The following is a 13,052-nucleotide window of genomic DNA, read 5'->3' as shown; positions in this document are numbered from 1 at the left end:
GGCGGGTAGCATTTTAACGCTGAAACTAATTTGTCGCGCTTCCCCGTTACTGTAGAGCTTAATCTCAACCAGATAAATCAAGAGGAGCGGACCAAGCTAAAAGCTAGATCCGTCCGCTTTGATTATCTATTTCTTAAAAAGCAATCTCACTTATCCTGCAAATTAAAATACTTCTTAATACTCGCAGCGTCCTTATAGTCACATACCACGTCAACTCCAGAAACCAGGTCTTTTCCATCCTTGCAGTTTTGCAAGGCCGGATCGGATGGGTCACCTGTGAAATAGAGCAAAGAGGCACTTTCACCCTCGAGCCTTATCGGAAGTTCCATAACTGAATATGTAAACCCATCAAACGCGGCATCAGACAACCTTGTCTTAGTCAGAACATACATGGATTTACCGGCTCGCTCCGGAGATTTCCAGTCATAGAAAAATACGGAAGCAATTTGGTCACCCTCGACCTTCCAAACATACTTAAAGAAAGTCTTATTCGAACCAATCGGAGCATAATATATCTCCGCATCCGCGACATATTCTCCTTTAGCCATTTCTCTAAGACTATTTTTTAAAAAGAACACCGCAATTTTTTTATCTCCAACTGAAGCCACGACAGTAGGATGAAACTCACTAATTGTAGGCGCCGCATCAGCCCGCACATTAGACCCGACCAAACATAAAACCATTGCAAAAAAACAATGCAACTTAGACATTTTCAAAAATTTTTTCAATTTTATATATCCTTTTAAAATGCTCTCGACGCTTATCATAACTATCAGTATCTCTGTTAATAATCCGAGTAACGGCATCCACATTCTCGGCCGCATCCCCTTTATCTGCCTCTACAAAAATATCATTTTTTAGCCAGAAATAAACACCCGAACGAACAGAATACTTAAACTGCGTATGCAAGATATCCGGCTGCCCCACAAAGTCAACTTCCTCACCCCAGAATGTTTTATGATAGTCTTTGAAGGCTTGATAGTTTGCTTTACCCGTTAAGTGTTTCAGACCTCGCCCACGATACTTCCAACCCTCACCAGAGGCGATGTTTCCGTTCCCTAACTTCCCGCCATATGCCCGATTGGCAATCGCAACCTGATTTTCGTGAGATACGTATTTAGTAGGGCCTGGATAACCATAAGTCGTTGCTTCGTCGGGGTGATCCCTAAAATACTTAAAGGTACCCTTTAGACCAGGAACTCCATAGGTAAAGTCTTCTACCACCGCGCACTTAGATCCGATTTCCTGCCTTACCTGAGCAAAAAAGTGACTCAACCTCAACGGGGTATCTAGTTTATACCTCTCACAGTTCTCATTTATTTGGGAAGCAACTTCTGCCAACAGATCATCCTGCTCTGTTGAATTTTTTATTCCATCAAATACCTTCTTCAACATCTCCACGGTAATTTTTATTTTTCCGCGCCCACCAATCTGATTACCAAGAAACGCAATTGGATGAAAGTGCCATACAACCCCGTCGCCCAAACCTTTAGATTGTATAATCGGATCATCCCAAAATATTAAGCTATCAATCCGCTCTTTTTCGTGTTTCAGGACAGGCGGATACTCCTCGAGCAACGTATCCAGTCGTGCCCACTTGGCAGAATCAGATTTAGATTTCCACTCTGTTGGGTGATATGCAATAAGCTTTGACCAGTGGTTCCTAAACTCTACATTTTTAAGCGCAATTGGAAAATCTTCGGGGGTGACTTTTTGATCTTTATTACCAAACTTATCCAAATCGTTATATAAGGCTTGAAAGAACTCCGGCATATTTCCGGGATCCAGAAAACCATCGGAATTTGAATTCGACTCCTTAACAACACGAAAACCTAGCTTTTCCCAATCGTGTTGACTGAGGAGCTTCGCGCCTTCTTTTTTGAGCAAACCGGTTTTGCTTTCTGCGTTATCAATGATAGTTATTTCATACCATTCTTCAGTGTCCTTATATAGAACGGCCTTTCCAAGCTCTACAAAGCTTTCATTAGAAATCGTCACCACTCCGGTTTGCGGTGGCTTAATTCTTAAGTTCGTATTCGCTGGCAAATGCAGGTATTGTTTCCCCTGTTTCACATTTGCTTTATTTTTTAGAAAATCCTCAATTTTAGGATCAGCCGAAAAAATCTCCACGTGAACTTGATAACTTCTCGAAACCCCACCATCTGGACCTGCCAATGTTTCATTTAAACCAAGAAAACCGATTGTGTCGCCTGCCTTAATTGCCGTATCCATCGGCACAATCTTATCAAACTCAGTCGGAACCAAGCCTTGCAATTGAACATAAGGTTTTTCAACACAAGCCCAAAAAGTGGCGGGCACAGGAGTGGAATGGCTTTTCAAACCGGTTGCGGCACCGGAAGTACTCGGTACAAAGGAGCATTCCGCCATTTTGAAAAGCTTAGAGCCAATCTTCAGGCTAAAAACTTTCCCGCTATCAAATTCTATTATGCTATTTGTACAAAGAACTAAGTCTTCGTTCTGTCCTATACTATTTACCTGCCTAATTGCAGCCCCAGCTAAAGCACCGTGACTTTGCGTTGAGGGAGCCGCTCGCAAAGTAAGCCCCGTTCCGGAAACTACAGCTCTAACTTTTCCCTTCCAATAGTCTGGCTTCTTTCGCTCTGGTGCAGTTATTGCGTTCCAGCTCGCGCTTCCATCACCTCTTGGATAGGCGATGCCGTTTTGTTTATAAGCGAACCAAAAATCTTGCCCTGGAGTGCGCCCTCCAACAGTGCCTTTAATCAGCTTACCCTTGGCGTGGACGTGATCAGAATGCTCTTCTAGTATTTCAATTTCAGTTCCAGCAGAAATCGAACCATATTCGACGCAGCCGGTTGCACCAAGAATATCGCTTCGCGCTTTAAACCCACTTGCAATCATTTTTATTTTTGGAGCACCTGGTTGCTCTGGGTCATCCGCATACCTGTCATATGGTAGCAGATGCATATACAGGCTATAAAATACGAGCTCATTCTTAGTGCTAGGCGTCACTTCCTTATTCGAAGGTGACTTATAGTCATGCCTAACAAGACAAAATGAATTTGAGTATTTCAATGCTTCTGTAGAATTTGATGCCTCAAATGCAGTCGCTAGATAATCTTCATTCAAACGGTAGGCTACGACGACACCGTCTCCAATACAACGAATAGGCTCGTCTCGCATACATTGCGGGGCAATCCTATGTGATATATGAATTCCGCCATGCCAAAAACCATGATTACCTAATAAAAAATTTCCCGAAGTCTCACCCTCAAGGGCCTTAAAAACCTCTTCAGAATCTTTGAACTGTGTTCCATCAGCCTTTCTAAATGGAAATTGAAAATTCATTATAGGAGCAGCGGCTGGCGCAGTCGGCGTTGTGGGAGTCGGCGCAGGGGTAGATGCAGGTTGGGAACCTGTCTTAAAAATCTCCTTAACTCGTAAGAACTTTATCGGCATTCGCCAATAATTTGAACCGTTCCCAAATTTAGCGGAAGCAGGACCAGTCGAATTTTGTGAACCGAAAAAGTTTCCACTTCTGTTTTCGACATCGATATCTTCGACAAATCCCGTATGGGTTGGCCAAAGCGCGATATCCCCTGGCAACACATCTTTCCACTCAATAACATCGTAATTGTCGACGTTAGTTTTGAGCAAAGCAGTATTATTGTACGGAACGTTATAGCCAGCCGCCTTTAGCATTTCCCACACTAAAGTTGAGCAATCAATCTCTTTTTTGCCGTCGCCATCAGTATCTTTTCCCTTGCCGCCACCATAAACATAATCGCCTTTGGTATAGAGCGGTCGCTGCTCAAGAACTCCAGTAGTCATCAGTTAGCTTCCTGCTTCAAGCAATTTGAGGATTCAGTTTTTACATTCTTGGCAATCAATCTCGCTGCATTTTCCTTGGATAACTCAAAACCTTGAGCAGCCGCAGCTTGGAAACACGCCAGTGCACGATTGATGTTTTTAGTACCGAGGGTCCCCCTTTCATATGAGAGTCCCAATTGATTCAACGCTTCCATAGAGCCCAGTTTTGAACCTGCCTCAAGGGCGTTCAAAGACTTTTGGGGATCTGCGCAGGGACGGACTTGGTCATAACGGCCTTCGTCGCAATAGAAGTTCGCTAGTGCCAGATTTGCTGCTCCAGAAGTGCTGGCCGCGCTGAGCAAAAGCTCAAGAATCCTGGAGTCATCCAAGCGCGGCGCTTGGCCTGACAGGCTCAGCAAGACTGCCTGATACCCCGCTTCTATGGAGCCCTTATCTGCGCCGTTCATATAGCTATCAAGTGCAGAAATATAAAGCTGACTTGATGCTGGAAACTCTGCTTCCATCGCCAAATCAGCATAGCTTTTCCCTCTCATCAAGCTGCGCTCCCCAGGAGGGAGACTTGATGCATCAACCTGAGAGTCCAACACGGTTTCTAACGACCAATTTTCAAGGCTACTCAAAGACCAGCAATCGGCTTTTTGGAATGTAAGGATTTTCAGCAACTCTCCTGCCCGATCACGTACGAAGATCTTATTCGGAGGTTGAACCTTTACCTCCAAACTCGACATTTCGACTACTTCGGGAGAGACCGCGCTCAGCTCTCCCCCCCCTAGTACCTCAATTTCTCGCTCAACCACTTTAGGTTGACTACCCTCGGCAACAACCTCCAAAAAGTGGATAGGAGAAGCGGTAAACGCGCGTTGTACCTCTGGCTTCGCCAAAAACTCTTTCACAAAACCATGAAAATTATCAGAAGGGCACTGAATGGCGAATACGTCTGAACTCAGGCCCAGTACCAGCAACACGATCCATCTCAAGCCGAATTTCCCGGCGTTCTTTTTAATTTTCATAACTAACTCATTACTCAGAAAACACAAAAAAAGCCTTCGGCTTAACCTTCTCAGGCGGCGCATTCAACAACGCCTGATCCATCAAACTCCCCGCCTTGTCCTTATCCGCCGCCCCCGGCAGCACCGGCGGTTTGATCCCGATGCCAGTGCCCGCTCCCGGCGAGCCGCCGGCGTTGATCTTCACCACCGGCCCAACCACGGTCACTCCGCCGCCATCGAGCTTGATGAAACTGCCGCCGCCGAGAATCGTCAGTTCGGAGCCGGCCTCGATGACGATCTTGTCCCCCGCCTTGATGTGTATCTCTTTGCCGACGCTGGTCAGTTGCGCCGTCCCGAGCTTCACATGCTGGCTCTCACCGATGGTCAGGTGGTCGTCCAGCCGTGCTTCGATCTTGCGGTCGCTGATGGTGGTGCGGTGTTCTTCGGCCTTGAGTTCGGTGTAGGTGTTCTTCACCACCGTGTCGTGGCGTTCGTTGCCGACGCGGATCTTCTGGTCGTGTTCGATGTTTTCGTCCCAGTCGCGCTGGGCGTGGATGAAGATTTGTTCGGCGCCTTTTTTGTCTTCGATGCGCAGTTCGTTGTAGCCACCGCCGCCCGGGGAGCTGAGGGTTTTGAAGACGCTGCGGGTTTTGTTCGCCGGCAAGGCGTAGGGCACCGGGTTTTCCTTGTGGTACAGGCAGCCGGTGACCAGTGGCTGGTCGGGGTCGCCTTCGAGGAAGGTGACGAGGACTTCCATGCCGATGCGCGGGATGGAGATGGCGCCGTAACGGTCGCCGGCCCAGGAGCTGGAGACGCGCAGCCAGCAGCTGGTCTTGTCGTCGGCCAGGCCTTCGCGGTCCCAGTGGAATTGCACCTTGATGCGGCCGTACTGGTCGCAGTGGATTTCTTCGCCTTTGGGGCCGGTGACCATGGCGGTCTGGCTGCCGAGCACGCGGGGTTTCGGGTGTTCGAGGGCCGGGCGGTAGAACACGTCCCACGGGGTGGCGAGGAAGCGGTTGCGGTAGCCCTGGTGGAAGTCGTCCTTGTTGTCGGTGGTGTCGCTGGTTACCGATTCTTCGAGGACTTGCGGCTGTTTGCCTTCGTGGAATATTTCGGTGAGCAGCCACAGGTCGTTCCACTCGCTGCGCGGGTGGTCGGACATTTCCATGAAGTGGCCGCTGACCAGTTTGGTCTGGTCGCTGCGGCCTTCGGCCTGACGGTAGTCGGCTCGGTGGCGTTCGAGGGCGCGCTGGCTGAGGAACTTGCCTCGCGCACGGTCGATGAAGCGGCCGGGGTAGTCGTAGTCTTCCAGATCCGGTTCAGTGCTCTCGCCGTCGGGCTTGTAGGCCGCTTCCATTTGCAGACGCGGCTTTTCGAAGTCGTAGTCGCGGCGGGTGGTGCGGCTGGTGCGGGTTTCCAGGCGCAGCTTGAAGCCTTTGATCACCGGTTCTTCGGCGACCATGCCGCTACCCTGCACATACGCGGTCGGCTGGCCGAGGTTGGGGAACACGGTCTGGTCATCGCCGAACACCAGCAGGTGGCCTTTCTTGCTGTGCTGGAAGTGGTAGTGAATGCCTTCTTCTTCGCACAGGCGCTGCACGAAGTGCAGGTCGGTTTCGTCGTACTGCACGCAGTAATCGCGATCCGGGCACGGCTGGCTCAGCTGGAAGCTGTAGGCGTTGCCCTTGATGCCGTGCTCGTCGAGGATCAGCGCGATGATTTTCGGCGCCGACATCTGCTGGTAGATGCGCTGGTTGGTGCGGTGATGCAAGTATTGCAGCTGCGGCACCAGCGAAACCTTGTAGCGGGTCAGGCGCTTGCCGGCATCGCCCTGGGCAACGCGGTAGATCTGGCCGTGGATGCCCGAGCCTTGCGGGTCGAGCGCCAGGAACGCCTGTTTGTGCAGGAGTTTTTCCAGGTCCAGATCCGGGTTTTCGCTGACCAGTTCGAGGTCGAAGCGAAACGGCTGGCTGATGCCCTCGGTGCCGGTGAACGACAGGACTTGCAGGTCGCCTACGTAGTCTTCGACCGTGAGGCTGAAGTGCGTTTCGTTAGCTGGGTTGAACATAGTGTGCTCCCTGTTCGAATGTCATCCGTTACGCCCTCAGCCGCAAACGCTGCAACCAGGACGAAGTGGCGCCCAAGGCGTCACGCAATTGGTCGGCAGAAATGTTGCGCTCTGCCGCGTCAAAGGCCAGCGCGGTGCGCAGCGCCGGCCAACAGTGGGTCGGCAGATTTGCCGGGGCTTGCAGTTCGCGATCCAGGTGTTCGTCACGGGCTTGGGTCGAGGGCAAGCGGCGGAACGGGTGTTTGCCGCCCGCCAGTTCATAGATCACGCAGGCTACGCCGTACACGTCTGCGCTGGCCGACAACGGTTGGCCCTCAAGCAGTTCGGGGGCGGCGTAGCCCGGGGTCCAGGCGTTGAAGCGCTCGCGGCTCAGGTGCGGCAGGCCGGACAGGATGCCCTCCTCGGCCTGCCCGAGACCGAAGTCGAACAGGCGCACGCCGTCTTCGCTGAGCATGACGTTGCTCGGTTTCATGTCACCGTGCAGCACGCCGCGACGGTGGGCGTAGGCCAGCGCGTCGAGCAGCGGCAGCGCGATGTCGCGCAGTTCTTTCCACGGCAGGCCCAGTGGCCGCTCGCAGAGCAGTTTGTCCAGGGTCAGGCCACGCATGAGTTCCATGGTGATGAAGGCCCGCTGGCAATCGGTGTCGACTTCGAACGTGTGCGGTCGCAGCACGTTGTCGTGGCGCAGGCGTCGGGTCAGGGCGAACTCGCTGTAGAGCAAGGCACTGGCGTCCGGCGACTCGGCAAATTCTTCGCTGAGGATTTTCAGCGCAATGTAAGGATCGGGATCGCCGAACTGTTCGTGCAGCAGATCCCGGGCCCGGTAAACCGCCCCCATGCCGCCGGCCCCGAGCAGGCGCTCGAGGTGATAGCGGCCTGCCAGAACGTCCGGCAGTTCGCCGACGCTGGCCTTGGTCGGCGCCAGCGCGGGTTCGGCGTTGTGCTGCTTCGCGAAAGCGAAATAGGTCAGGTTGTTGGCCTGCTCTTCGCTCATCAGCAAGTCGTCGACTGAGGATTCGATTTCAGTCATTGGCGGATCACCACGGCAGTCAGGTTGTCGCGAGCGGCGCCACGCAGGGCGCCGTCGAACAGACGTTCCAGCGCCACATGCGGCGCCGCCAGACTGAGAGCGTTGCCGAGGGCATCACTGCTCAGGCCTTGATACAAACCATCGCTGCACAGCAGGAACACATCGCCCGGATAAACCTCGAGTTCCAGCACATCCAGGGTCAACTGTTCCGCCGCGCCCACGGCCCGGGTCAGGGCTTGGGCGGCCGGGTGCGCCGCCGCCTGCTCGACGCTCATCTGTTGCTCGTCGATCAGCTGCTGCTGCAGCGAATGATCCTTCGACAGCTGATACAGACGCTGCCCGCGCCACAGGTAGCAGCGGCTGTCACCGGCCCAGATGCAAGCCGCGCGATTACCTTCCACCAACAGCGCCACAACGGTGCTGCCCATGATGCTGTCGTGACGCCCGGCAGTGACGGTCAACTCTTGCCCCAGGCGCCGGTTCAGCCAGTGCAGGCACTGGCGGATGGCTTTGAGGCGTTCGTCGAAGTCCTCGTGCTGCGGCAGTTCAGCCAGGCTGGCGACGATCAGCTGGCTGGCGATATCGCCACCCTGATGACCGCCCATGCCGTCCGCGACCACCCACAGCCCATGCTGCGGGGTGTCGAGGAAGGCATCTTCGTTGCGCGACCGCACCTTGCCCGGGTCGGTTCGCGCCGCGCTGCGCCAGGGACTGGCCACCAGCATCAGAGCTGCACCGGCATACGGAAGGTACGCATCACGCCCATGTCGAACGGATTCGGCGTGCGCTGGCTGGTCAGCAGGTAGTTGGCGCGCAGGCCACCTACGTCGGCTTTCAGCACCAGCACGTCGCGACCGGTCAGGTACTCGGTCTGCATCAGGTCGAACAGACGGAACAGCGACCACGGGCCGGAGTTCTTCTCGATGCCGATCGGGCGCCCTGCCATCTTGTCCATGACCAGGCTGGTGCGACCGTCTTCAGCATCGGTCGGCCACTTGAAGCTCATGGGCAGAATCGGACCGTGGCGGTATTCCATGGTCTTGTCGCCAAATTTGAACTCCGAACGGCTGACCGCCGGATCGAGGGTGTACGGCTCAAGCTTGAACTGCACAGTCGGTTCGGCCGGGTTGATCGAGAAGAAGCTCTGGCGAATGTTCAGTGCAGCCGCCATCTGGTCGAGGAAGACCTTGGACACCGGCAGGCTGCGACCGTCGATGCTGCGCATCCGGTAGTTGCCCGGATCACCGCTGACGAACGGACGCATGTAGTTGTCGAAGAAGCGGTCGATGGTGCCTTGCGCCCGGAAGAACTCGCGGAAATCGCTGATCGCCACATCGCTGGTGCTTGAGGCGCTGAACGGATAGCGCTTGCTGATGGTTTTGCCATACACGCTGTACAGCTCGTTCTGATAGCGGCCGTTCAGGTATTGGTAGGCATCGTTGAGCACCAGACGCCACGAGTCTTCGGCCAGCACGTTGAACCACACACTCAGCGGACGCGGCAGACGGCCGGACGCATTGCGCAGGTTGGTCAGCGCATCACGCTGGCCGCTCATGCGGGTCTTGGCCAGTTCGAACGCGGCCTGCTCCGGCGTGCTGGAACGGGCCAGGCCCGCCAGTTGCAGTTGCAGGTCGTTGAGCGCGGTGAAGGCCGGGGTCAGGTCAGCGGCCGGGCCGTTGTTGTCGTCGAGCAGTTTATGCAGCGGCTCAAAGCGTCGTTGCAGCGACTTCTTGGCAGTGTCCGGCAGATTCTTCGCCACGTTCATGGCCGAAGCCTTGTCGGCGACAGCGGAAGCGAGCTTGCCGACCTTGCCCAGTTTGCCCTTCTGGCCTGCCAGTGCATCGGCGGCGTCACCGGCTTCATCCACCGGTTCAGGAGCAGCCGGGAAACGAGTGTTCTCACGCACTTCGGTCAGCAGCGCCAGCACCGGCGAGTTGGCCGAGGTCAGGCCCGCCAGTTGCTCGGCGCCTTCACCGGCATCGCTGATTGGCGGCAGTGCCACCTGGCCAACCGCTTCGCTCCAATAGTTGGCGTAGTCGCGGAAGTACAGTTGCTCCAGCTCGACCATCAGGCGACGCAAGTCCATGTCGCTGATGCCCGCGCCTTCGCCCAGCACCCAGTTGTCACGCAGGATGTCGGTGACCAGCGATGCGCCCTGCACCGAGAAATACTGCTGATAGCCGGTCTGGGTGTAGAAGCCCGGAATCACGTATTCGGTGCCGATGAACAGCGAGCCCTGCGGCCCGAGGTGTTGGCTGAAGCGATAGTCCGGCAGGTTGCGTGCCTGCTCGCGGAGCATGCGGTAAACCACGTTTGCCAGCGATTCACTGCGCAGGACCTGACGCGCCTGAGTCACCAGTTGCTCGTTGAGCGGATAGATAAACGGCTGCTGCAACAGACGCTCGAGGTGCGTGTTCAGACCGTTCTGCACTGCGGTGTTGCCGGTGTAACGCTGCGACCAGTCCGCCGCGATCCAGTCCTTGAGCCATGCCGCGTCGCGACGATCCTTCATGTTCAACATCAGGTACGCGCGCAGGCTGTTGATCAGCTTTTCGCGGTCCTTCATGTTGGCGCGGATCTGGCCTTCAAGCATCGTTGCAACGCGCGGCAGCAGTTGCTTTTCGAGCTCGTGCTCGTAAGCCTCCTTGACCACCGGATTGACGTCCTGGCCCTGATACAGCCCCATCCGCTCGTGGTACGCAGCGTCGCCTTTCTTCGGGAACACTTGAGTCGCGGCGTAGCTGGTGTCGAGGGTTTTCAGCGTGCCCATGGCGTCATCGCGCGGCGACAGTGCCGTGCGTTGCTGGGTCCAGTTCTGCGCCAGATTGCGCAGGTTTTCCAGACGCTCCCAGTTGGCCGAGAAACCACCGGCCCAGAGCATGCCGAACAGCACCAGCGCACCCAGTGCGCCGACGTACAAAGCACGCTGGCCCCAGTGGATGCGGCTGCGCTCGCGCTTGTCCAGACCGGCGAGGTCGGACTCGGGGAAAATCACGCGGCTGAGCAAATGGTGGATGAAACGCGAACGACCGCTGCGCAATGTCGGCAGCACGCCGGCCCTCATGCCCAGACTCGCGCCGATACCGGCAGTGGTCGAATCCATTTCCTGAGTCAGATGCGGAGCGCTGGTCAGGTAGAAACCACGCAGCAGCGTCGCACGCTGGTAGCGGTTGCCGGTGAAGGCCATGTCGACGAACAGGCACAGGCGCTCGCCGATCTGGCCCATCTGGTGCGGGAAGTCGAGGATGCGGCCACGGCGCTGGGTGTCGCGCTCGGAGTGCATGCGCATGATCACCTGGCTGTTGAGGCGACGCAGCAGCTCTTCGAACTCGTTGCGCAACACGGCCACATCGGTGCCGACCTGATCCTTGCGGAAACTGGTCCCCAGCACCTGATCGCTTTCTTCGCGGGTCAGTTGGTCGAAGAACTCGTCGAAGCCCAGCAGCTTGTCAGCCTTGCTCAGCACCAGATACACCGGCACATCGACGTGCAGCTTCTGATAGACGTCTTGCAGACGCGCGCGCACCTGGCGGGCCAGGGTGTCGATGTCCTGCTCACTGCCACTGGTGAGGGTTTCCACCGGAATGGTCACCAGCACGCCGTTCAGCGGACGACCGCGACGACGCTTGCGCAACAGTTCCAGCAGCGTGGTCCAGGCGCTGCCGTCGACTTCCGAATCCGGCTGGGTCAGGTAGCGGCCGGCGGTGTCGATCAGCACGCCGTGATCGGCGAAGTACCAGTCGCAATGACGGGTGCCGTGGGTGTCGCGGGTCAGCTTGCGGTCGATCTTGTTGATCGGGAATTCCAGCCCGGAGAAGTCCAGCAGGCTGGTCTTGCCGCTGGCCTGCGGGCCGATCAGCAAATACCACGGCAAGTCACTGCGCCAGCGCTCGCTGCGGCCGCGATACAGGCTCGAAGTCTTGAGGGTTTTCAGGGCGTCCTTGAAACGCTCCTTCAACTCTTTCTGCTCTTCTTCGATCAGTTCGTCACGGCGGATACGGTCCTGGCCGTCTTCGGTTTCTTCGACGGCTTTCTTGCGGATGCCGGCGCGCCAGCTGACGAAGACCATGGTCAGGCCCCAGATCAGGAACAGCACGGCGATGGTCAGCAAGCGCGAGGTGGAACTCTCCCAGAACTTGTAATCATCCACTGCCAACAACGGGCCGACGAACCACACCAACAGTGCCACGAACAGCACCAGCAACAGCGTCCAGACCCAGGTCTGGCGCAGGAAGGCGCCGATTTTCTTGAAAAACTTTTTCATCACACGTCCCTGTTTACGGCTGCGACTGCGGCTGGGCCGCGGCCGGATCAAGCGGCTGATAAGGTTGCAGAACGGTGTCGCGCTGCTCGCCCAAGACCCAGGCGAAGCCCGAATACATCATCACCAGACAGACGAAGGTGAACAGCACCACCATCCACGCCGGCACGATGCGCACCAGGTTGCGGCGCTGATCGTTGAGGCCTTCCCACTGCGGCGACAATTCACGCGGCACATCGCCACGCAACTGGCGGATCTGCCGGTACAGGGCGTCGCGGATGCCTTCGAGTTCCAGCATGCCGCGTGCCTGCACGCGGTACTTGCCCTCGAAACCGAGGGACAGGCACAGGTACATCAGCTCCAGCATCGGCAGGTGCTTGACCGGGTTTTTCGACAGCCGATCGAGCAGCTGGAAGAACTTCTCACCACCGAAGGTTTCGTTGTGGAAACTACTGAGCAGGCTCATCTGCGACCACTCGCTTTCGTTGCCCCACGGCGTGGTCACGACGGCTTCGTCGACCACGGTGCAGAGCACGTAACGGGCGGCCATCACCTGGCTGCTTTCGGCGCCGTTGTGCAGGGCACGCACTTCAAACAGCTTGAGCCCGGCGGTCAGGCGCTCGTTGAGCGCGTAGAGGTCTTCGCGGGTGTCGCTGTGTTTGAGGCGCACCACTTCCGACAGCAATTCGGAAGAGGCGGCCACCAGCGAATTGAGGCTGATATTGAAGGCTTCCGCCGGGCGCAGGCGCGCGGCGTAGATCATCCGTTCTTCCAGTTGTTCAAAGCGCGGTGGCGCAGCGAAGTCGGTCAGCGGACTCGCCGCCGGGCCATGGCCCTGACGGTCGAGCAGGACGGTTTTGTCGTCCTGGTTGTGTTCCATGTCCTTGATCATGT

General features: G+C 56.0%; 8 protein-coding genes. All 8 read right to left on the bottom strand.

Annotated elements, in window-relative coordinates:
* Positions 1-146: 146 nt before the first annotated feature.
* Genes CAF79_RS04295 through icmH form a run of 8 tightly spaced genes read right to left on the bottom strand, consistent with a single transcriptional unit; the run spans position 147 to position 13,050 of the window.
* Complete coding sequence (locus CAF79_RS04295) at positions 147-728, bottom strand: hypothetical protein (protein ID WP_139832553.1); 582 nt, start codon at positions 726-728, stop codon at positions 147-149.
* Positions 703-3,810, bottom strand: coding sequence for a hypothetical protein (locus CAF79_RS04290; protein WP_256579230.1), 3,108 nt, complete (start codon positions 3,808-3,810; stop codon positions 703-705). Before CAF79_RS04290 ends, CAF79_RS04295 begins: the two co-directional genes overlap by 26 nt.
* Positions 3,810-4,820, bottom strand: coding sequence for a hypothetical protein (locus CAF79_RS04285; RefSeq protein ID WP_085606155.1), 1,011 nt, complete (start codon positions 4,818-4,820; stop codon positions 3,810-3,812). The genes CAF79_RS04290 and CAF79_RS04285 overlap by 1 nt, the downstream gene beginning before the upstream one ends.
* A gap of 10 nt (positions 4,821-4,830) precedes the next feature.
* Positions 4,831-6,867, bottom strand: coding sequence for a type VI secretion system tip protein VgrG (locus tag CAF79_RS04280; RefSeq protein ID WP_085696805.1), 2,037 nt, complete (start codon positions 6,865-6,867; stop codon positions 4,831-4,833).
* Between the two features lie 28 nt (positions 6,868-6,895).
* The gene (locus CAF79_RS04275) at positions 6,896-7,897 is read right to left on the bottom strand and encodes a serine/threonine-protein kinase (protein ID WP_085696804.1); all 1,002 of its coding nucleotides are present in this window, start codon (positions 7,895-7,897) and stop codon (positions 6,896-6,898) included.
* Entirely contained in the window at positions 7,894-8,622 is a 729-nt protein-coding gene (locus CAF79_RS04270; protein WP_085696803.1) for a PP2C family serine/threonine-protein phosphatase, read from the bottom strand. The genes CAF79_RS04275 and CAF79_RS04270 overlap by 4 nt, the downstream gene beginning before the upstream one ends.
* Entirely contained in the window at positions 8,622-12,161 is a 3,540-nt protein-coding gene (gene tssM / locus CAF79_RS04265) for a type VI secretion system membrane subunit TssM (RefSeq protein WP_085696802.1), read from the bottom strand. The genes CAF79_RS04270 and tssM overlap by 1 nt, the downstream gene beginning before the upstream one ends.
* Before the next feature lie 13 nt (positions 12,162-12,174).
* Positions 12,175-13,050 carry a type IVB secretion system protein IcmH/DotU gene (icmH, locus tag CAF79_RS04260; RefSeq protein WP_085696801.1) on the bottom strand — a complete coding sequence of 292 codons (876 nt, stop codon included), beginning with the start codon at positions 13,048-13,050 and terminating at the stop codon, positions 12,175-12,177.
* Between the last annotated feature and the right edge of the window lie 2 nt (positions 13,051-13,052).

Source organism: Pseudomonas sp. B26(2017) (assembly GCF_002113045.1).
Classification (GTDB): Bacteria; Pseudomonadota; Gammaproteobacteria; order Pseudomonadales; family Pseudomonadaceae; genus Aquipseudomonas.
Note: the sequence above shows the minus strand (reverse complement) of the source record. Positions and strands in the feature narration are given on the sequence as shown.